At 72.0% G+C, this 20,851-nt stretch carries 18 protein-coding genes; 11 read left to right on the plus strand and 7 right to left on the minus strand.

The annotated features are described in order from the left end of the window. Window positions 1-10: 10 nt before the first annotated feature. From gatB to gatC, 3 genes are read right to left on the minus strand one after another with little or no spacing between them, the layout of a single operon-like run. Window positions 11-1,522, minus strand: coding sequence for an Asp-tRNA(Asn)/Glu-tRNA(Gln) amidotransferase subunit GatB (gatB, locus tag ACFQ53_RS06130; protein WP_377856839.1), 1,512 nt, complete (start codon window positions 1,520-1,522; stop codon window positions 11-13). Further along, window positions 1,522-3,075: an Asp-tRNA(Asn)/Glu-tRNA(Gln) amidotransferase subunit GatA gene (gene gatA / locus ACFQ53_RS06135; RefSeq protein ID WP_377856842.1), complete on the minus strand. Its 1,554-nt coding sequence runs from the start codon at window positions 3,073-3,075 to the stop codon at window positions 1,522-1,524. The genes gatB and gatA overlap by 1 nt, the downstream gene beginning before the upstream one ends. Window positions 3,076-3,077: 2 nt before the next feature. Continuing rightward, window positions 3,078-3,374 carry an Asp-tRNA(Asn)/Glu-tRNA(Gln) amidotransferase subunit GatC gene (gatC, locus tag ACFQ53_RS06140; RefSeq protein ID WP_377856845.1) on the minus strand — a complete coding sequence of 99 codons (297 nt, stop codon included), beginning with the start codon at window positions 3,372-3,374 and terminating at the stop codon, window positions 3,078-3,080. Between the two features lie 59 nt (window positions 3,375-3,433). Between gatC and ACFQ53_RS06145 the strand changes: the two genes are divergently transcribed. Next, window positions 3,434-4,294 carry a class I SAM-dependent methyltransferase gene (locus ACFQ53_RS06145; RefSeq protein ID WP_377856848.1) on the plus strand — a complete coding sequence of 287 codons (861 nt, stop codon included), beginning with the start codon at window positions 3,434-3,436 and terminating at the stop codon, window positions 4,292-4,294. A gap of 48 nt (window positions 4,295-4,342) precedes the next feature. Here the strand turns inward: ACFQ53_RS06145 and ACFQ53_RS06150 are convergent, their stop codons facing one another. Further along, window positions 4,343-5,233, minus strand: coding sequence for a GNAT family N-acetyltransferase (locus ACFQ53_RS06150; protein WP_377856850.1), 891 nt, complete (start codon window positions 5,231-5,233; stop codon window positions 4,343-4,345). Between the two features lie 110 nt (window positions 5,234-5,343). Here ACFQ53_RS06150 and ACFQ53_RS06155 point away from each other — a divergent pair, with 110 nt between their 5' ends. From ACFQ53_RS06155 to ACFQ53_RS06170, 4 genes are all read left to right on the plus strand, one after another. Further along, window positions 5,344-5,529 carry a hypothetical protein gene (locus ACFQ53_RS06155; protein WP_239201423.1) on the plus strand — a complete coding sequence of 62 codons (186 nt, stop codon included), beginning with the start codon at window positions 5,344-5,346 and terminating at the stop codon, window positions 5,527-5,529. Between the two features lie 141 nt (window positions 5,530-5,670). Beyond that, complete coding sequence (locus ACFQ53_RS06160; protein WP_377856854.1) at window positions 5,671-7,926, plus strand: RecQ family ATP-dependent DNA helicase; 2,256 nt, start codon at window positions 5,671-5,673, stop codon at window positions 7,924-7,926. 58 nt (window positions 7,927-7,984) lie between these two features. Continuing rightward, window positions 7,985-8,272: a hypothetical protein gene (locus ACFQ53_RS06165; protein WP_377856857.1), complete on the plus strand. Its 288-nt coding sequence runs from the start codon at window positions 7,985-7,987 to the stop codon at window positions 8,270-8,272. Between the two features lie 29 nt (window positions 8,273-8,301). Further along, window positions 8,302-8,853, plus strand: a complete 552-nt coding sequence (locus ACFQ53_RS06170; protein ID WP_377856860.1) for a GNAT family N-acetyltransferase — start codon at window positions 8,302-8,304, stop codon at window positions 8,851-8,853. An 18-nt stretch (window positions 8,854-8,871) separates the two neighbouring features. On the opposite strand, the gene ACFQ53_RS06175 is transcribed toward ACFQ53_RS06170, so the two are convergent. Together ACFQ53_RS06175 and ligA are read right to left on the minus strand one after the other, a co-directional pair. Then, window positions 8,872-9,738, minus strand: coding sequence for an RCC1 domain-containing protein (locus ACFQ53_RS06175; protein WP_377856863.1), 867 nt, complete (start codon window positions 9,736-9,738; stop codon window positions 8,872-8,874). 12 nt (window positions 9,739-9,750) lie between these two features. Then, a complete protein-coding gene (ligA, locus tag ACFQ53_RS06180; RefSeq protein ID WP_377856866.1) occupies window positions 9,751-12,234 on the minus strand; it encodes an NAD-dependent DNA ligase LigA in 2,484 nt (827 codons plus the stop codon). Window positions 12,235-12,397: 163 nt separating this feature from the next. Between ligA and ACFQ53_RS06185 the strand changes: the two genes are divergently transcribed. Continuing rightward, on the plus strand, window positions 12,398-13,051 hold the full coding sequence (locus ACFQ53_RS06185) for a GNAT family N-acetyltransferase (RefSeq protein ID WP_377856869.1): 654 nt from the start codon (window positions 12,398-12,400) through the stop codon (window positions 13,049-13,051). Between the two features lie 582 nt (window positions 13,052-13,633). After that, window positions 13,634-15,256 carry a DUF222 domain-containing protein gene (locus tag ACFQ53_RS06190; RefSeq protein ID WP_377856872.1) on the plus strand — a complete coding sequence of 541 codons (1,623 nt, stop codon included), beginning with the start codon at window positions 13,634-13,636 and terminating at the stop codon, window positions 15,254-15,256. A gap of 236 nt (window positions 15,257-15,492) precedes the next feature. Here ACFQ53_RS06190 and ACFQ53_RS06195 read toward each other — a convergent pair whose 3' ends face one another. Continuing rightward, window positions 15,493-16,410, minus strand: a complete 918-nt coding sequence (locus ACFQ53_RS06195; protein ID WP_377856875.1) for a LysR family transcriptional regulator — start codon at window positions 16,408-16,410, stop codon at window positions 15,493-15,495. Between the two features lie 71 nt (window positions 16,411-16,481). On the opposite strand from ACFQ53_RS06195, the gene ACFQ53_RS06200 reads away from it, so the two are divergent. The 4 genes from ACFQ53_RS06200 to ACFQ53_RS06215 all read left to right on the plus strand — a co-directional run bounded on the left by ACFQ53_RS06200 (window position 16,482) and on the right by ACFQ53_RS06215 (window position 20,844). Then, window positions 16,482-17,645 carry a YeiH family protein gene (locus ACFQ53_RS06200; RefSeq protein ID WP_377856878.1) on the plus strand — a complete coding sequence of 388 codons (1,164 nt, stop codon included), beginning with the start codon at window positions 16,482-16,484 and terminating at the stop codon, window positions 17,643-17,645. A 105-nt stretch (window positions 17,646-17,750) separates the two neighbouring features. After that, window positions 17,751-18,686 carry an alpha/beta hydrolase gene (locus tag ACFQ53_RS06205; RefSeq protein WP_377856881.1) on the plus strand — a complete coding sequence of 312 codons (936 nt, stop codon included), beginning with the start codon at window positions 17,751-17,753 and terminating at the stop codon, window positions 18,684-18,686. After that, on the plus strand, window positions 18,683-20,182 hold the full coding sequence (locus tag ACFQ53_RS06210) for an alcohol acetyltransferase (RefSeq protein WP_377856884.1): 1,500 nt from the start codon (window positions 18,683-18,685) through the stop codon (window positions 20,180-20,182). Before ACFQ53_RS06205 ends, ACFQ53_RS06210 begins: the two co-directional genes overlap by 4 nt. Continuing rightward, window positions 20,179-20,844 (plus strand): DUF6320 domain-containing protein, encoded by a 666-nt coding sequence (locus ACFQ53_RS06215; RefSeq protein WP_249479405.1) that lies wholly within the window; start codon window positions 20,179-20,181, stop codon window positions 20,842-20,844. Before ACFQ53_RS06210 ends, ACFQ53_RS06215 begins: the two co-directional genes overlap by 4 nt. Window positions 20,845-20,851 lie beyond the last annotated feature (7 nt).

Raw genomic sequence — 20,851 nt, forward strand, 5'->3', positions numbered from 1 at the left:
CGAAGGGCGGTCAGCCCTGGACGCCCAGCTTCTCCATGATGATCTCGCGCACGCGGCCGGCATCGGCCTGACCGCGGGTGGCCTTCATGATGGGGCCGATGAGCGCGCCGATCGCCTGGACCTTGCCGCCCTGGATCTTGGCGACCACGTCGGGGTTGTCGGCGATCGCCTGGTCCACGGCGCCGGTGAGCACCGAGTCGTCGGAGACGACCGCGAGGCCCTCCTTCTCGACGATCGCACCGGGGTCACCCTCGCCCGCGAGCACCTTGCCGAGCACCTGTCGGGCGATCTTGTCGTTGATCTTCTTGTCGTCGATGAGATTCTGGAGCTCGGCGACCTGCGCCGGGGTGGCCGCGAGCTCCTCGAGCTCCACACCCTGCTCGCCGGCGGTGCGGGCGAGCTCGCCCATCCACCACTTGCGGGCGGACTGGGCGCTCGCGCCCGCGACCACGGTCGCCTCGATGGCCTCGAGAGCGCCGGCGTTGATGACGTCGCGCATCTCGAGATCGCTGAAGCCCCACTCCTCGCGCAGACGACGGCGGCGCGCCGCCGGCAGCTCGGGAAGGTTCGCCCGCAGCTCCTCGACCCACTCGCGGCTCGGCGCGACGGGCACCAGGTCGGGCTCGGGGAAGTAGCGGTAGTCCTCGGCGTCGGACTTCACGCGCCCGGCGCTCGTGTGGCCGTCCTCCTCGTGGAAGTGGCGGGTCTCCTGGACCACCGACCCACCGGCGTCGAGGATCCCCGCCTGGCGGGAGATCTCGTAGCGCACCGTGCGATCGATCGAGCGGAACGAGTTCACGTTCTTCGTCTCGGTCCGGGTGCCCAGCGGCGCATCGGCCGACGGGCGCAGGGAGACGTTCACGTCGGCCCGGACGTTGCCGCGCTCCATGCGCGCCTCGGAGACGTCGAGGGCTCGGAAGATGTCCCGCAGGGTCCGCACGTAGGCGGCGGCGACCTCCGGGGCCCGCTCGCCCACGTTCGGGATCGGACGGGTCACGATCTCCACGAGCGGCACGCCCGCGCGGTTGTAGTCCACGAGGGAGTGGGTCGCGCCCTGGATGCGGCCGCTGCCGCCCACGTGCGTGGACTTGCCGGCGTCCTCCTCCATGTGGGCGCGCTCGATCTCGACGCGCACGATCTCGCCGTCTTCGAGCTCCACGTCCACCCAGCCGTCGTGCGCGATCGGCTCGTCGTACTGGGAGGTCTGGAAGTTCTTCGTGAGGTCGGGGTAGAAGTACTGCTTGCGCGCGAAGCGGCACGACTCGGCGATCTCGCAGTTCAGCGCGAGGCCGATGGTGATCGCGTACTCGACGGCCTTCTCGTTGACCACGGGCAGCGTGCCGGGCAGGCCCAGGCTCACCGGGGTGATCGCGGTGTTCGGGTCGGCCGCGAAGATGTTCGGCGCACCGTCGAACATCTTGGTCGCGGTGCCCAGCTCCACGTGCACCTCGATGCCGAGCACCGGGTCGTAGCGGTCCGTCGCGTCCTCGAAGTCGACGAGGTCGGTATCGATGGTCGTCATCACTTCACCTCTCCGGTCCGAGCGCCCGTCGGCGCACCGGTCAGCGCGGGGGCGCGGTCCAGCAGGGGGCCGTCCCAGGAGTCTTCGAGCAGCGCCTCGAGAGCGCCGCCCACCCGGTACAGGCGCTCGTCGGCCCGCGCGGGGGCGAGGAACTGGATGCCCGCGGGCAGCCCGTCCTCCGCGAGTCCGCTGGGCAGGGACAGCCCGGGCACGCCCGCGAGGTTCGCGGGGATCGTGGCGATGTCGTTCATGTACATCGCCAGCGGGTCGTCGGTCTTCTCGCCGAGGCGGAAGGCGACGGTGGGTGACGTCGGCGAGGCGAGCACGTCGACCTGCTCGAAGGCGCCGGCGAAGTCGCGCTGCACGAGCGTGCGGACCTTCTGGGCGCTGCCGTAGTAGGCGTCGTAGTAGCCCGCCGAGAGCGCGTAGGTGCCCAGCAGGATGCGGCGCTTGACCTCGTCGCCGAAGCCGGCGCCGCGGCTGGCCTTCATGACCGACTCGGCCGTCGGATGATCTTCGGGGACCACGCGCAGCCCGTAGCGCATGCCGTCGAACTTCGCGAGGTTCGAGGACGCCTCCGAGGGCATGATCAGGTAGTACGCGCCGAGCGCGTACTCGAAGTTCGGGCAGGAGACGCGGACGATCTCCGCGCCGGCCTGCTCGAGGGCCGCGAGGGACTCCTCGAAGCGGGCGCGCACCTCGGGAGCGAAGCCGTCGCCCTCGAGCTGCTCGATGACGCCCACGCGCAGGCCCTTGACGTCCTTGCGTCGCGCGGCCTCGCCGAAGGCGGGGACGGCCTCGGGCAGGGAGGTCGAGTCGCGCGCGTCGTGTCCGGCGATGAGCTCGTGCAGCAGCGCGGCGTCCTCGACGGTGCGGGTCACGGGCCCGGCCTGGTCGAGCGAGCTCGCCATCGCGATCAGCCCGTAGCGGGAGACGGACCCATAGGTCGGCTTCACGCCGACGGTCCCGGTGACCGACGCGGGCTGGCGGATCGAGCCGCCGGTGTCGGTGCCGATCGCGAGCGGCGCCTCGTAGGCGCCCACGGCCGCAGCGCTGCCGCCGCCGGAGCCGCCGGGGATCCGGTCGCGGTCCCAGGGGTTGCGCGTCGGTCCGAAGGCGCTGTTCTCGGTGGAGGACCCCATGGCGAACTCGTCCATGTTGGTCTTGCCGAGGATCGGCAGGCGCGCCGCACGCAGCTTCTCGACGAGCGTCGCGTCGTACGGGGGCACCCAGCCCTCGAGGATCTTCGAGGCGGCCGTCGTGGGCGTGCCCTTGGTGACCACGACGTCCTTGACGGCGATCGGCACGCCGGCGAGCGCGTGCAGCTGCTCGCCCGCCGCGCGCCGCTCATCGACGCCGCGCGCGACCTCGAGGGCCGCGTCCTCGCTCACGTGGAGGAAGGCGTTGAGGTCGCCGTCCACGGCCGCGATGCGGTCGAGGTGGGCGCGGGTGAGCTCCTCGGAGGAGAAGTCGCCGGATGCGAGGCCCTGGGCCTGCGCCGCGGCGGAGAGGCGCGTGGGATCCGCGCCCGGGTGGTTCTGGGTGCTGCTCATGCTCACTCCTCCCCCAGGATCTGCGGGACCTCGAAACGACCTTCCTCCGCCTCGGGGGCGCCGGAGAGCGCCTCCTCCTGCGTGAGGGTCGCGGTGACGACGTCCTCGCGGAACACGTTCGTCATGGGAATGGGGTGGCTGGTCGCGGGCACGTCCTCCGTGGCGACCTCGGAGACGGATGCGACAGCGTCCATGATGGCGTCGAACTCGCCCGCATAGCGGGTGATCTCGTCATCACTGAGCTGGATCCGTGCGAGGTCGGCGAGGCGTGCGACGTCTTCTCGTCCGATCGCTGGCATGCCATCCATCCTAGAGGCGATCGCGCGGTGGGTGGACCGACCCCATCTACGATGCGCAGATGACACAGCGACCCGATCAGCGACGGATCGACGCACGGCTCCACGAGTACTACGGGAGCGGGCACGAGGGGCAGAGGCTACGCTCCTCGGCCGGAGGCGTGCTCGAGTTCCGGCGCACGCAGGAGATCGTCGCGGCGCAGATCGATCGCATCGCGAGCGAGACCGGACGCTCGACCCTTCGCATCGCCGACGTGGGCGGCGCGACCGGTGCCCATGCGGCGCCCCTGGCGGCACTCGGCCACGTCGTCACTCTTGTGGATCCGGTGCCGGCCCAGGTCCGTGAGGCGAAGACCATCAGCGAAGTGACGGCTCTCGTCGGGGATGCGCGCGACCTCCCCCTCGACGACTCCGCGCACGATGTGGTGCTGCTCCTCGGCCCGCTCTACCACCTGGCGGAGGCGGTCGACCGGGCTCGGGCCCTCACCGAGGCACGGCGCACGCTCCGCCCGGGAGGAATCCTCATCGCCGCGGGGATCTCGCGGCTCTCCTCGTTCACGGACACCTATCTGAGCGCCGCGGCCGACGGGGCCGACGAGGGCGGGGACGTCGCCGTCTGGGACGACGCGTGGCAGGGGATCCTGGCCGACGGCTGGGCCGACATCCCCGAGGCCCCGTTCCCCTTCGGCCACTTCCACACCTCCGCCGAGCTCGCCGCTGAACTGCGCGATGCCGGCTTCGCGGGCGTCACGGTGCACGGCGTCGAGGGCCCGATCGGCGTGGCGGCGGAGCTTCTCGGCACCGAGGACCGAGCGCTCGAGGCACTCATGGGCCTCGCGTGCCGCAGCAGCGAGCACCCCCTGCTGCGCGACATTTCGCCGCACCTTCTCGCCGTCGGACGGGCACCCGTCCCCTCTGCCTGAGCGCCGTTGCCAGGGGGCATCTCCTCGACGATCCGGAGGGGACGCCGCTCAGTCCCCGACGCGGTAGTGGTAGGCGCCGATGCGCCGGAAGCCGAGCTTCCGGTACAGGGCGAGGGCCGCGGGATTGTCCGTCTCGACCTCGAGCAGGGCGCGCTCGGCACCCTGCACCTGGGCGGCGGCGAGCAGGGTGCGCACGACCGCGGTGCCCAGCCCCTCGCGTCGGCGAGCGGGATCGGTGGCGATCTGGTTGAGCACGGCGGAACGGTTGCGCCCGTGGTCGACGAGGGCCGCTCGGCCGACGGCCACGGCCTCCACAGGGACCCCGTCGGGCCCGCTCCGCCCAGTCGCCGGAATCGTCCCGTCGGCCGACGTGCCCGTCCCCTCGCCCGTGATGGCGACGTGCACGGCGGGGGTCCCGGCGAGGATGTCGTGCATAGTCTCGCGGGCGCCCTCGCCCTCGCGCGGCGACAGGCGCCAGGACGCGGCGAACCAGTCCTCGGGCAGCGGGCCACTGCTGATCATTGCCCGGGGATCGGGCGCAGGAGTCCTCGGACCGAGCGGCAGTTCGAGGATCTCGCAGGGCGCCTCGACCGTGAGACCGCGCCGCGCGAGGGCCTCGTCGACCGCGGCGTGCCCTTGCTCCGGATACGTGCGGAACAGGACGGGCTCCCCGGACGCTCGGACCAGGCCGCTGACGCGGTCCAGTGCCGGGTCGAGCGCCTGCGGGTCCGACGGCGGATCGATGGGGACGATGCTGTTCGCACGCCGGGTGACGCCGCGCGAGCGCAGGATCGCGAAGCCGTCGACCTCCATCCGCGAGAGCGGGCGCCATCCGCCCATCAGGGTCTCGACGAGGGCCGCCGGCCCCAGGGGCTTCGGCCCCTTGCACGCCGTCGCGGAGCTCTTCGAGGATCGGTTCTTCGCACTCTTCCTGGCCACCGCTCGATCGTAGTGGGGCCGCGTCCTCCGGTGCCGATGCGAGCGTGTGCGTAGGATCAGGCATCTCGCCCCCGAGAGCCCGATACCTCTTCAGCGCTGAAGGTGATCGCATGTCCGTGGACCCCCACATCGACTTCCACTCCCATGATCCGGAGGACGGCGAGGAGCTGTCCGACAACCCCGCGATCCGGGAGGCACAGATCCTCGAGGCGCGCATGCGCAAGGCGCTCGCCACCAAGGAGGACCCGCTGCGCGAGGGCGAGAGCACGTCGGACCGCATGCACCGGGGCGAGTGACGCGCAAGGGACGAATGCTCCGGCGTGCGCGAGGTGCGGCGTGGGCGGCGCGTCGGCCGCCGTTCCTCCCCAGCGGCCCTCCATGCACATCGCTCCTGATCTCCCACCCGGATGTCATGGCCCGATGACACACTGACGCCCATGACCGCGAGCGCCGCCGAGACCCACCCGCAGCTCCACGCCGAGGCCCTCGAGGCCCTGCGCGACCTCACCGGCAGGGCCGACGCCGCCTTCCATCCCGGCCAGTTCGAGGCGATCGCCGCCCTCGTGGACGAGCATCGCCGAGCGCTCGTCGTCCAGCGCACGGGCTGGGGCAAGTCCGCCGTCTACTTCCTGGCCGCTCTGCTGCAGCGCAGGCGCGGCGCGGGCCCGGCTCTCATCGTCTCCCCGCTGATCGCCCTCATGCGCGACCAGGTCGCCGCGGCGGCCCGCGCCGGCGTGCGCGCCGAGGCGATCAGCTCGGCGAACCCGACGGCCTGGACGCAGATCGAGCAGTCACTCGCGGCCGACGAGATCGACGTGCTCCTGGTCTCGCCCGAGCGCCTGGTCAATCCCCGTTTCCGCGACGAGCAGCTCCCCCGCCTGATCGAGCGCTGCGGGCTCCTGGTGATCGACGAGGCGCACTGCATCTCCGACTGGGGCCACGACTTCCGTCCCGACTACCGGCGGCTGCGCGATCTCGTCGCCCAGCTCGGCCCGCAGGTGCCCGTGCTCGCGACGACCGCGACGGCGAACTCCCGCGTCGTCGCCGACGTCGAGGAGCAGCTGGGGGTGGCGGCGCAGGGAGGGCCGACGGCAGACGCGGCACCGACAGACAAGCATCCCGGAGTGCTCACGCTGCGCGGTCCGCTCACCAGGGACTCGCTGCGCCTGGGCAGCCTCACCCTGCCCGACGACCGCGCCCGCCTCGACTACCTGGTGCGCCACCTCGACGCCTTCGAGGGCTCCGGCATCATCTACACGCTCACGGTCTCCGCGGCCGAGGATCTCGCCGCCCTGCTGAACACCCCCGAACGGCCCGTGCGCGCCTACACGGGGCGCACCGACGCCGAGGACCGGGCACAGCTCGAGGCGGACCTCAAGGACAACCGGATCAAGGCGCTCGCCGCGACCAGCGCCCTGGGCATGGGCTTCGACAAGCCGGACCTCGGCTTCGTCATCCACCTGGGCGCCCCGAGCTCCCCCGTCGCCTACTACCAGCAGGTGGGCCGCGCGGGCCGTGCCACCGACAGCGCCGACGTGCTGCTGCTCCCCGGCCGCGAGGACCGCGCGATCTGGGAGTACTTCGCGACCGCCTCGATGCCCTCGCAGGATTCCGCCTCCCAGGTCCTCACCGCCCTCGCCGAGGCCGGTACCCCGCTCAACACCGCGGCCATCGAGGCGCGCGTCGACGTGCGCCGCGCCGCCCTCGAGCTGCTCCTGAAGGTCCTCGCCGTCGACGGCGCCGTCGAGGCGGTCAAGGGCGGCTGGATCGCGACGGGCCGCCCCTGGGAGTACGACGCGGAGCGCTACGAGAACGTGGCCCGCACCCGCCGCGAGGAGCAGCAGGCAATGCTCGCCTACGAGCGCGTGGGGTCCGACGGGACGGGCACCGACGTCGTCGCCTCGGACCCCGCGCAGTGCCGCATGGTGTTCCTGGCCCGCCAGCTCGACGACAACACGGCCGTCCCCTGCGGCCGCTGCGACGTGTGCGCGGGATCCTGGTTCCCGTCGGCCGACGCCCCGGCGGGATCGGCGGACGCGCAGGTCTCGGCCCTCCTGGACCGCGTCGGCGTGCCCGTCGAGCCGCGCAAGCAGTGGCCGCAGGGGCTCGATCAGCTGCACATGCGCGGGCTCCAAGGCGCCGCTCCCAAGGGGAAGATCGCGGAGGGCGAGCGCTGCGAGGAGGGCCGTGTGATCGCCCGCATGTCCGACCTGGGCTGGGCGGTCCCCCTGCGCAGCCTTCTGCGCACCGACGAGGACGGTCGGCGCATCGACTCCCCCGTCCCCCAGAACATCGGCTCGCGGATCATCGAGGTCCTGAAGGAGTGGGACTGGCAGCAGCGCCCAGTGGGCGTCGTCGCGATCCCCTCCACGACTCGACCACAGCTCGTCGGCTCGCTCGCCTCGGGTATCGCCTCCATCGGACGGCTGCAGGACCTCGGCCAGCTCGGCCTCGCCGCAGACGCTGCTCCCCTCAGTGGTGCCCGCAACAGCGCCTTCCGCGTCGCCGCCCTCTGGGACCGCTTCGTGATCACCCCCGAGCTGCAGCAGCAGATCGACGCCCTGGCCGGTGCCCCGATCCTGCTCGTGGACGACGTGATCGACACCCGCTGGACGATGACGATCGCCGCCCGGCTGCTGCGCCGCGCGGGCTCCGGGCCGGTGCTGCCGCTCGCGCTCGCACAGGAGGCGTGAGGGCACTACCGTGCACTCCAACCCCACGGACCCGACGAGGCAAGACGAGGCGAGAGGCATGGCATCAGACGTCGAGGTGAACGCGCTGGCGATCAACATCGCCGTCCCTGAGGTCCTGCAGTGGACCGACACCCGTCGCGGTCAGGAGTTCCGGCTCACGAGCGTCACCGTGCGCCTGCTCCCCGATTCCACGCTCGCTGCCAAGGCCTACGGGCGTCCCGTCGAGGGAGGTCGCGGAGGCTACGTGTCCTTCCCTGTGCCCGAGACACCGGAGATCCGCGCGCTGATCGAGGCCGGTGCTCGCGAGGCGGCGGCGCGCTGGTCGGGACAGAGGGGGCTGGGCTGACGAGCTCCTGCGCATGATGGGATGCGGGAATGTCCTCGATCTCCCGACCCGCGCTCTCCGACGGCGTGATCCGGCTGCGCGCCGAGCATGCTGACGACGCGGCTGCCCATGCGGCGGCCTTCGCCGATCCTGAGTTCCTCCGGTTCTCCGACTGGCACCCGCTGCTCCACGGCGAGATCGTGGAACGCATCCGTGGCTACGAGGTCCAGCGTGAAGAGGGCGTGGGCATCGCCTTCGCGATCACCGCCGCGGCGGACGGCTCTGTGCTCGGCGAGATCACGGTGAACGGCATCGACAAGAGCCGGTCCGTCGCCAGCATCGGCTACTGGCTCACCCCCGATGCGCGAGGACGAGGAGCATCCACGCGCGCAGTTCGTCTTGTCACCACGTGGGCGCTCGGCGATCTAGGCCTCGAGCGACTGGAGATCACGTGCGGTCCGGACAACGTCGGGTCCCGTCGGGTGGCCGAACGCAGTGGCTTCCGCTTCGAGGGCAGACTGCGCTCGCACATCCCGTTCAAGGGGCATCGCCGCGACAGTCTCCTGTTCAGCCTCATCCGGCAGGACCTCGCCGCGGGCTGACCGGCGGGCGCGCACCCCCTACTTCGTGGTCACCACCCATTCGCCCACATCCATCTGTCCCCACGCATCATCCCCCGCCGCGAGCACGCTGCCGTCCGCGCGCAGCGCCAGGGAGTGACGCGGGCCGGCGGCGAGGTCGACGACGTCGTCCCACTTCTCGGTCTCCGCCCGGCCCGGCGTGCTGTCTCCGGCGACGAGCACCCGACCGTCGGCCCGCAGTCCGAGGATGTGGTGACTGCCGGAGGCGATCGCGACGACGTCCGACCACCCGCTGACGGCATCCCTGCCGTCGGTCGTGCCCCCGGCGATGAGTACACAACCGGTCGAGGTGAGGCCCACGGTGTGCAGGTGGCCGGCGTCGACGGCGACGAGATCGCGCCAGCCGCCCACGGCGCTCTGGCCCCTGGTGTTGTTCCCCGTCGCCCGGGCAGTGCCGTCAGCGGTCAGGCCCACCGTGTGCCAGTCCCCGCAGGCGACGTCGACGATGCCGCGCCATGCGCTCACGTCGCACGCGCCCTCGTCCCGGCGTCCGACGGCGAGCACCGTGCCGTCCTCCCGCACGCCAACGGTCCTGCGCCAGCCCGCGGCGATCGCCGAGACTCCGCTCCACCCCGCGACGTCGCACTGGCCATGGGTGTTCCAGCCGACCGCGGCGACGCTGCCGTCCGACCGGAGCGCGACGGAGTGCGCGCGGCCGGTGTTCGCGGCGACGTGGACGCTCCCCACCGCCACCGAGACGATGCCCGTCCAGTCCTGCACGCGCTCGGCGCCCGACGGGTCACGGCCGGCGGCGACCACGGTCCCGTCGGCGCGGATCCCGAGGGAGTGCCGTGGGCCCGCAGCCAGGACGCGGCGGGGTGCGCGCGGGCGCTGGGGCAGGTTCACGAGATCACGGGGTCACTCGGTCTGATCTGCGGCGCCGTAGGAGCCGTCCGCGGCATCCGAGGGGCCGGACTCCTCGTCGGCTGCCTCACCGTGATCCGCCGGACCGTTCTCCAGCAGGTCCTTGAACCCCGCCTCGTCGAGGATGGTGAGGCCGAGGTCGCGGGCCTTGTCCTCCTTGGACCCGGCGTTCTCGCCCACCACCACGAAATCCGTCTTCTTGGAGACCGAGCCGGAGGCCTTGCCGCCGCGGGAGATGATCGCCTCCTTGGCGCCGTCCCGCGTGAAGTCCTCGAGGCCACCGGTGACCACGACCGTGAGCCCCTCGAGGGTCTTCACGAAGCCCTCCTCGACGTCGTCGGCCATGCGCACCCCGGAGGCCGCCCATGCCTCGACGAGCTCGCGGTGCCAGTCCACGGCGAACCACTCGTGGACGCTCTCGGCGATGATGCCGCCCACGCCGTCGGTCTCGGTGAGCTGCGCCAGGTCGGCCTCGCGGATCGCGTCCATGGACCCGTAGGCGGTCGCCAGGGAGCGTGCGGCCGTCGGCCCCACGTGCCGGATGGAGAGCGCGACCAGCACCCGCCACAGCGGCTGGGATCTGGCCTTCTCGAGCTCGTCCGCCAGCAGCTCCGTGTTCTTCAGGACGGTCGAGGACTTCTGCTGCTTCCACGCGTTCTCGCGCTTGTAGTGGCGGAACGTGGGCCGCGACCAGAACGTCGGCTGTACGCGCCAGTCCCCCGTCACCTCGCCGTCGCGCCGCTCGGGCTGCCACACGAACACGTCGCGCAGGTCCTCGGCGGTGAGATCGAAGAGGTTCGCGCCCGTCGTCACCACGGGCGTCTGCAGCGCAGGCAGCAGCGGGTCGTCCTCGCGCGTGATCCGCAGCAGCGGAACGCCGTCGGCCCCCTGGACCTCCTGCCCGTTCTTGAGCACCACGAAGTTCTCGAGCTCGGCGTCCTCGGCCGAGCGGATCGGCAGGTAGACCACGTGACCGCCGCGCAGAGCGGCGAGCGCCTCGGCCCGCCGCTTGTCGGGGTCCGTGAGCGCGATCGCGCTCTCCTCGCCGAGGGACTCGATATCGAACGCGCCACGCGACGCGGCGTGCTCGATGCGGCCCGTGACCTGGCTGGGGCACGACTTCGTGTTCGGGCAGCGCCAGTCCTTGTCGCCCTCCTTCGACGGTCCGATGGGCGTGCCGCAGGCTGGGCACTCCTTGGGCATCTCGAACGCGTGCTCGCTGCCGTCGCGCAGCGCCTCGACCGGACCCAGGATCTCGGGGATCACGTCTCCGGCCTTTCGCAGCACCACGGTGTCGCCGATCAGCACGCCCTTGCGCTCGACCTCGAACTGGTTGTGCAGCGTCGCCATCTGCACGGTCGACCCGGCGACCTTCACCGGCTCCATGACGCCGAAGGGCGTCACGCGCCCGGTCCTTCCCACGTTGACCTGGATGTCCAGGAGCTTCGTGGTGACCTCCTCCGGCGGGTACTTGAAGGCGATCGCCCACCGGGGCGCGCGCGAGGTCGAGCCCAGCCGGCGCTGCTGCGCGAAGGAGTCGATCTTCAGCACGATCCCGTCGATCTCGTGCTCGACGTCATGGCGGTGCTCGCCGTGGTGCTCGATGAACTCGTGGACGTCGGCGAGCGCGTCCAGCACCCGCCAGTGCGGCGAGGTGGGCAGACCCCAAGCCTTCAGCTGCTCGTACACCTCGGACTGGGAGGCGAGGGTGACGCCCTCGTGCACGCCGATCCCGTGGACGTAGACGGCGAGATCGCGCGAGGCCGTCACGTTCGGGTCCTTCTGGCGCAGGGAGCCCGCCGCCGTGTTCCTCGGGTTCGCGAACTCCGGCAGACCCGCCTCGCGCCGCTGCTCGTTGAGCTCCTCGAACGCGGCCGTCGGGTAGAAGACCTCGCCCCGGACCTCGAGCACCGCAGGCGGGTCGTCCGTCTCCAGACGATCGGGCACGTTGTCGATCGTGCGCACGTTCGCCGTGACATCCTCGCCGACGCGGCCGTCGCCGCGGGTGACGCCTCGCGTGAGCACGCCGTCCTCGTAGACCAGGTCGATCGCGAGCCCGTCGATCTTCAGCTCGCACAGGTACTGGACGTCGGCGCCCGACCCCAGGCCCTCGCCGGCCCGGACCGCCCAGGCGTCGACCTCCTCGAGGCTGAACGCGTTGTCCAGGCTCAGCATCCGCTCCAGGTGCTCGACGGGCGCGAAGCCCGCCGCGACGTCGCCGTGCACGGTCTGGGTGGGCGAGTCCGCCTTCGCCAGCTGCGGGTTCTTCGCCTCGAGCTCCTTGAGCTCGCGTTCGAGCTCGTCGTACTGCGCGTCGGCCATCGTGGGCGCGTCGTGGACGTAGTAGTCCTCGATGGCCTGCTCGATCTGTGCGGTCAGCTCCGCGATGCGCTCCTGCGCGCTGCGCGGGTCCTCGACGGACTCGGTCGAGGAGTCCGTGTCCGAGTTCTGGGGTGCGGGGGTGTCGTGTCCACTCACCCGTCCATTCTCCCCCATGGGTCCGACGGCTCAATGGCCGGACGGGGCGTGGATGGCCGGGCGGCGCGACGAGGGCGCAAGGGGCCGGGGCTGGTGGAGGGTGCAGATGGAGGGCGCGGGAAACGGCGTGTCAGCCGCCGGCCTCGACACCTATCGTGCGGGCATGGACGAGACGGTGCGGATCCGAGAGGCGAGGCGGGAGGACCTCGCTCGCCTCCAGGCGATCGAGGCCGCGGGCGATGCCATGTTCGCCGATCTCTTCGGTCCGGAGCCCTTCGGTCCGGACTCGGCCGAGAGAGGGGAGGCGCGGGCGGCGGAGCCGGGGGTCCTGCTGGTCGCCGTCGTCGGGGGCGGAGCGGGGGCCGACGAGCGGGTCGTCGGCTTCGCGCACGTGCTCGAGATCGACGGGGCCGCCGCTCGCGAGGACAGGCCGGAGGCGCACCTCGAGCAGCTGGCGGTGCTGCCCGCCTACGGCCGCCGCGGCATCGGCCGAGCGCTCGTGGAGGCGTCGTGCGCATGGGCTGCGGGACGGGACCACATGCGGATCACCCTTCGCACCTATGCCGAGGTGCCGTGGAACGCGCCCTTCTACGCCCGCTGCGGGTTCCGGGTCGTCGACTCGACGGTCGGGGGCGGAGAGTTCGACACGGCGTTCCAGCAAGGGCTCGTCGAGACCGAGCGCGGGGCGGGCCTCGAGAGGCATGGACGACGGGTTCTCATGGTGCGGGACGTCGGCCCCGGCGTCGGTCACGACGTCGGCCCCGGGGTTTCACCCGCGACGCACGCATGCTCCTGCGCACCTGGTCCGTGCCGATGAGCACCATCGACAAGCACAGCGCAGCCGCCCCGCACGCGTACCACAGAGGCGCCGACGACGGGCGGGGCTCCCATCCGTACTCCCCTGACCCATAGCGGTAGATCGTGATGTGTTCGCCGACGTCCGCGGATCCTCCGGAGACCGTGTCCTCGACTCCCTGGTCCGTGCGGAAGACGACGACCGTTCCACGCCTGAAATGAGTCACCTCCGTCGCGGTGGCATGGACTTCCACAGGCTCAGCCGCGCGGTTCCCGCAGTAGATCGATATGGCGACCACGGCCGCCGCTCCGATCATCAGGGCTGCCACTGCGAACGTGACGGAGAGTAAGGCTGTGCGCACGGAGTCGGAGCCTAGACGGGCAGCGCGCGCACGCGCCGCCGGGCGCGTCGAGCCTGGACGACGGACGGCCCGGGGACCTCCCGCAGTGTCCTGCATCCGCCCCGCAGAGTTCTCCACAGTGCCCGATTCGTACTGGTTTTCGAAGACCGCACCGACTAGGCTCGACCTATCGAACACAGTTCCGGTTCACGCTCTCACGGGCACCCCGCTGCAGCACTCGCGATCACGAGGAGGTGAGCACGATGACGATGACCGATCCCGGCATCCACCAGGGCGTTCTGGGCGGCGCCGACTTCTTCGAGCCTCTCCCCTCGGGCGATGCGGTCGTGCTCGAGCCCCTTCTCCCGGCACGGACGAAGACCCCGGTGAACCGTGAGAACGCCTCCCGCCACGTCCAGGTCAGCCCCACCTTCGAGGTCGACGAACTGGTGCACACGACCTGGGACCAGGGCGTCCACGAAGCACGCGAGCTGGCGCGCTCCCTTCTCCTCCTCGCACCGAAGTGGGAGGCCCGTCATCTCCCGGATGCGGATCGCGACAGGGTCCGCGTCGCCGACCTCGCGGTCGCGACCGCTCTGCGCTGCACCATCGACGCGGCACAGCGCCGCATCCGCGATGCGCACCGCGCCGTCGATCTCCTTCCCCATGTGCACGCCCTCCTCGAGACGGGCGCCTTCCCGGCGGCCTGGTTCACCGAGCTCCTCTCACGCACCAGTGGCCTCACCGATGACGAGATGGCCGTCGTCGACCTCACCGTGCGCTTCTGGGAGGTCGGCATCGCGCCCGAGCAGTTCACGCGAAGCCTGAGCTCGGTGATCGCACGGCTGCTCTCCCGCCGCGAGCTGCCGCCGCACCTCGCGCCCGAGAACCGTCGGCGCGTCGAACTCCTCCCGGACGACACCCCTGGGATCGCCCGCATCGAAGTGCAGGGGCCGGCGCACGAAGTCGTCTCCTTCGCTCGACGTCTGGACGCGAGCGCCCGCGCGGTCCAGACGGCCCAGCGCCACGCTCTCGAGGACGGCTCCCCGATCCCCTGGGATCCCGAGGGCGAGGTCCTCGCCACCGGCATGCCCCTCTCGCTCGGTCACATCCGCTATCTGCTCACCACCCTCACCACGCCCGACACCCAGGGTGTGCACGTGCCTGCGGAGCGCTTCCGGCTCGGCGTGCTGGTGCCGATGATGACGATGCTCGGCCAGGACGACGCCCCCGGCATGCTCGACGGGCGCATCCCCATCCCGGCGGACATGGCCCGTGACATCGCCGCCGGCCAGAGCGACTGGGTGCGGATCCTCACCGACCCCAGCAGCGGCGAGTTCCTCCCGCTGCCCGCAGACCGCTACCGGCCCACGCAGTCCATGCTCGAGCACCTGTGCGATCGCATGACCACGTGCGGCCTGCCCGGATGCACGCGCCCCGCGACCACGGCCACCGAGGCCGACCACATCGTCGAGTACGACCACGAGGATCCCGCGAGCGGCGGCGCGACCTCGGTCGACAACCTGCACATGCTCTGCTGGCAGCACCACGCGATGAAGACCGAGGGGCTCATCGACCCCGTGCGCATCGAGCCCGAGGACTCCCCCAGCGGCCGACGGGGCACGCTCTGGGACGTGGCGGACAGGTTCCGCGTCTTCCTCGAGGACAACGCGGACATGGCCACTGCCGAGACGGTCGCCGACCTCGAAGAGGCCTGGGACCAGCTGTGCGATGCCCGCGCCAAGCATCGGCGGGCGCGCGACGGGCTCCCCTCGCTCACCGATCACCCGCCGAGTGCTGACCCGCCGTCCGGGTCCGGCTCCCCACCACCAGCGGGCTCACCGCCGCCGGCACCACGCGCACCCTCGCCGCCTCCACCGTTCTGATTCGACGGCACCCGAAGCACAGCCCCTCATCCGACCGGCTGCGTCCCATCATCCGGTCACCGCACCACCGGCATCTCACCGACCGCACCCGGTCGCGCTGCACCCGCTGATTCTTCGGCGAAGGCATGCGCGCCGGGTACGAGTCGTGCCCGAGGCACGTGTGTCCTCGGCCTGCACCTCACACGCTTGGTTCACGCGTCGCACGCACGTCCCATGCCATCCACGCTCGACGCGCGTCACTCGCGCTCAGCCCCGTCGGCTATCAGTGCCTGGAGCGCGCCCTCGAGCCGTCCCGGCCTCACGCCCGACCACACGGCCCGCAGTGAGCGCTCCAGCTCGACGTCTCTCACCGGCACCTCCACGAGCCGCCCCTCGCGCAGATCCCCGGCGACCACCAGTCGGCTCAGCAGGGCGCAGCCCGCACCGCCCGCCACGGCCGTGCGCACCGCGGCGTTCGAGTGCAGCTCGAGCGCGGGCGCCGCTACCTCGCGCGGCGCGAGCGCCCGGGTGAGCACGTCGCGCGTCCCCGACCCCTCCTCGCGTACCACCAGCGGCGTGCCGGCGAGCAGATCGGCATCGATCCCGTGCTCGAGCACATCCCGATCCTGCGCCCATGGATGCCTCGGAGCGACCACTGCGACCAGTCGGTCCCGCGCGACCTCGAGCGTGGTGAGCTCGTGCGGCACCTCGAGGCCCTCCACGAACCCGAGGTCGCCGCGTCCGCGGCGGAGCGCGGCGATCACCCCGGCCGTGTTCTCGACCTCGAAGGAGACCGGCACACCCGGCTGGTCCGCGGCGAGAGCGGCGAGGAACGTGGGCATCAGATGCTCGGCGATCGTCTGCGAGGCGAGGATCCGGATCCGCCCGGCGCCAGCGGCCGAGCGGACCTGCTCGACGAGCCCGTCGGCCGCGTCGAGCACTCGCCGGGCGTGCTCCACGGCGACACGGCCCGCGGCCGTCGGCTCGGAGCCCCGCGCGCCCCGATCCACGAGGCGAGCACCCAGGCGTCGCTCGAGACGGGAGAGCTGTCGCGAGGCATTGGGCTGGGCGAGGCCCAGGGCCGAGGCCGCGGCGGAGACGCTGCCCAGGTCGATCACGGCGACCAGCAGCTCGAGGGAGGCCAGGTCTGGCCTCGACGCATCATGCAACGGCATATCGACGATGATATGCGCCCGATCAGATCGACCACTACCGGGGACTGCCCTCAGCCGTGAGGCTGGATCCCATGCCCGAACCCCGCCCAGACACTTCCCCGCGCACCTCGACCGCGACGGCGACGACGCCCGCGCCGTCGACCGGTCCGACGACACCGTCCGCCCCCGCCCCGAGCTCCCCACTCCTCCGCGTCCTGCCCGGGCTGCTGCTCACGTTCGCCGTCGCCGGTCTCGCCTACGGCCTGGGCATGCTCGTCCCCGTGGCGTCCCCGGCGCTCGCCGCGATCCTCGTCGGCGCGCTCGCCGCGAACCTGGGACTGCTGCCGCCGGGGCTGAAGCCCGGACTGGACCTGGCCGCGAAGCCCGTGCTGAGGATCGGGATCGTGCTTCTCGGTCTGCAGCTCGCGATCGGCGACGTGATCGCCCTCGGACCGCTGACCATCGTGGTGATCGTGGCGATCGTCGGCATCGGGATGGTGAGCGGCCTGCTGATCGGCCGGGCGCTGCATCTGCCGCCCACGCAGGCCCTGCTCATCGCGTGCGGGTTCTCGATCTGCGGCGCCGCGGCTGTGGCGGCGGCCGGCGGGGCGATCACGCCGCGGCGTCGCGAGGGCGAGAGCGCCGAGGAGGCGACCGAGCGCCTCGAGACCCAGATCGCGACCGCCGTGGCGCTCGTGGTCGTGTTCGGGACGCTGATGATCCCGCTGCTGCCGCTCGCGGCCCGCGCCCTGGGCCTGGGCACGGACGTATCCGGGACCTGGGCCGGGGCGTCGATCCACGAGGTCGCGCAGGTCGTCGCCGCCGGCAGCATCCTGGGCGGCGGGGCGCTCGGCATCGCCGTGCTGGTGAAGCTGGGCCGCGTGCTGATGCTCGCACCGGTGATCGCGATCCTCACCGCCGTGGAGAGGCGGCAGGCGGAGACCGACCGGACGTCCGCCGACTCACGCGCCGGCGCTCCCGCTCCCGCCGCCAAGCGCCCGCCGCTCATCCCCTTCTTCGTGCTCGCGTTCATCGTCGCGGTATGCATCCGTTCGACCGGCCTGCTGCCCGAGGCTGTCGTCGACGTCTCGAAGCCCGTGCAGTCGCTGTGCCTCGCAGCGGCGATGTTCGCGCTCGGCACCGGGGTGCGCGTGCGGCTGCTCAAGCAGGTCGGCGGACGTCCCGTGGTGCAGGCCGCGCTGGTCACGCTCGTGGTCGCGGTCGTCGGCCTCGGAGGGGCGCTCCTGGCCGCCTGATCCGTCGACACCGGACCGCATGGTCTCTCGCCTGGCGATCCCGCCCAGCCGGCCCGCATACCCTGGCCCCATGGAGGACCCGACTCGACGCGAGGGCGAGCGCCCGTGAATCCGCTGATGCGGGCGGTGCTGCGCCTGTTCGCCGCACCGCGCATCGACATGCGCCAGGACTACGCGAAGGTGCGTCGGCTGCAGCGGCAGCTGGCCGCACGGCCGATCCCCCGTTTCCGGTCCCTGGATCGGCGGATCATGTCCGCCGACGGCGGGCACCAGATCCCCGTGCGCGTGTTCTCCCCCAAGGAGCGCCGACGCGAGGACGTGCTGCTCTTCTTCCACGGCGGCGGCTGGGTCACGGGCGACATCGAGAGCTACACCCCGGCGTGCGCGACGATGGCCGACCTCACCGGCTGCGTCGTCGCCTCCGTCGACTACCGCCTCGCGCCGGAGCATCCCTTCCCGGCGGGGCTCGAGGACTGCGCGCGCGTCGCACGGCTGCTGCTCGAGGATCCGCAGCGCGCGGGCATCAGCGACCCGCGGCGCATCGTGCTGGTGGGCGATTCGGCGGGCGGGAACCTCGCCGCCGTGCTCTCCCTGATGCTGAGGGACGAGGGCGGTCCGGCCCCCGTGCGCCAGACCCTGCTGTACCCGGTGACGCACTGGGACCACGACCCCGAGACCGCGCCGTTCGCCTCGGTGCGCCGGCACGGCAGCGACTACCGCCTCACCGACACCGAGGTCCAGGACTACATGGAGCTCTACGTCCCGGACCGGGGACGCCGGCAGGACCCGCTGGTCGCGCCGCTGATGTCGAAGGATCTGCGCGGACAGCCCGAGACGCTGCTGATCACGGCCGAACTCGACCTGCTGTGCGACGAGGGCGAGGCCTACGGCGCCGCGCTCGCGGAGGCGGGGAACGACGTGGAGGTGCACAGGGTCGACGGCGCCCTGCACGGCTTCATCACCCTGCCCCGCTTCGCGCGCCCCCTGCGCGAGGCCTACCAGCACATCGACGCGTTCCTCGAACGGACCGCGCCCACATGACCCGCAGGACCTGGGTGCGGCTGGACAACGCCTCGAACATCTTCCTCGCCGCGCGCACCGAGTCGGACACCAAGGTGTTCCGCCTGAGCGCCGAGATGGATGCCGAGGTGGATCCGGGCATGCTCCAGGAGGCGCTCGACGCGGTCTTCGCGCGCTATCCGCTCTACCGCGCGGTGCTGCGCCGCGGTGTGTTCTGGTACTACCTGCAGGACAGCGACCTGCGCCCCGTGGTCGAGCCCGAGCGCCGCCCCACCTGCGCGGCGATCTACCAGGACGGCAGGCGCACCCTGCTGTTCCGTGTGATCCACCATCGCCGGCGGATCTCCCTGGAGGTCTTCCACGCGCTCTCGGACGGGACCGGGGCCATGTGGTTCCTCTCCGACCTGCTCGTCGAGTACGCACGGCGGCGGCACCCGGCGGGTGCGACGGACGAGTCGGGTCGGCCGGGGGAACAGGGCGACCCGAGCGCGCCGAGCGCAGCGGACGACGCGACCTCGCCGGACACGCCGGATGCGGCAGCCGCGGGCGCCGCGCCGCCCTCCCACGCGCTGGAGACCGACAGCTTCGCCCACTACTTCCGACGCCGTCGGCCCACCGCCTTCGAGGAGGCGTTCGCCGAGGCCGCCGCGCCGGCCGCCCTCACCCTCGCCGAGAAGGCCGTGCGCGCCGAGGCCTCCGCCGACGGAGACACGGCGGGCGCCTCCCGCACGCCGTCCGATGCCGTCCCTGACCGGCCGTCGCGCCGTGCCCGCATCCACCGCGTCCGCGGCACCCGCACGCCGGACGGCCGGACCCGCGCCGTCGAGCTGACGATGCCGGCGTACCAGCTGCTGGCGGCCTCGAAGGCTTCCGGGGCGAGCCCGACCATGTACCTCACCGCGCTGTTCATGGACGCGGTGCGCGAGTCCTCGGGGGGCCTGGGCGGGGCCCGCACGATGAGCGCCTCGGTGCCGGTGAACCTGCGCCAGTTCTTCCCCTCCACGAGCGCCCGCAACTTCTTCGCGACCATCCGCGTCGAGCACGCCTTCTCCCCCGACGGCGCCGAGGCCCCCGAGGCGGTCGCCCGCGCGCTCGAGGCCGAGTTCCGCCCGCAGGCATCGGCCGCGGCCCTCGCGCCGAAGGTCGCACGGTTCATCCGCGTCGAGCGCTCCCCGCTGCTGCGCATCGTGCCGCGTCCGCTCAAGGACCTCATCCTGGGCTGGCTGAACGCCGCCTCGAACCGGAAGCTGAGCCTCGCGGTCTCGAACCTGGGACGCCTGCGCCTGCCGGAGCCGGCCGCCTCGCACGTGCGCCGGGTGCTCTTCCAGGTCTCGGCCGCGCGCCCGCAGTTCTGCGCGATCTCCCACGGCGATCAGATGACCGTCACCTTCACCTCGCCGTTCACGCAGACCGGTCACGTGCGCGCCTTCGCGCGCTCGCTCAGCGCACGCGGCATCGACGTGTCCGTCACCGCCGCGCGGGTCACCGAGGCCGAGCTCGAGGAGGTCGCGCCATGAGGCGGTGCACCGAGTGCGCGGTGCGGATCGAGGGGAACTGGTCGCGCTGCCCCTTGTGCGGATCGCACCTGGTGGGGCACCCCTCCCCCGATCCGCTGCCCAGCGTGCCGCTGCGCTTCTCCCGCCGTCGCCTGCTGCGGATCCTCACGGTGATCTCGCTCGTGCTCGTCGCGCTCTCGTTCGTCGTCCAGCTGTGGCTGGGGCATCGGCCGTCCGAGTTCGGCGCGGTCCGCTCGGTGTGGCTGGGCGTGTGCACCATGTGGCTGGTGGCCCTGATGGCCCTGCGCGGCCGACGCGACCTCGCCAGGTCCACGCTGACGCTGCTGGTCCTGGCCGCCCTCGTGTGCACGTACTGGGACTATCTGACCGGCTGGCACCGCTGGTCACTGACCTTCGCGGTGCCGATCATGTGCGGCTGCGCGATCATCGCCCTGGTGATCCTCGAGCACGTCATGCGCCTCGAGGTCGGCGAGCACGCCCTCTACAGCGCGCTCACGGTGCTGCTGGGGATCGTCCCCATCCTGTTCCTGCTGCTGGGCTGGGTGACCACGCCCGTGCCCTCGGCGATCTGCGTGGTGCTCGCGCTGCTCTCTCTCGCGCTGCTGCAGCTCGAGCGCGCGGCGGACGTCCGCGACGAGCTCGCCAAGAAGCTCCACGTCTGAGTCGCGC

It is taken from the genome of Brachybacterium sp. NPDC056505 (genome assembly GCF_042794925.1).
Taxonomy (GTDB): domain Bacteria; phylum Actinomycetota; class Actinomycetes; order Actinomycetales; family Dermabacteraceae; genus Brachybacterium; species Brachybacterium kimchii.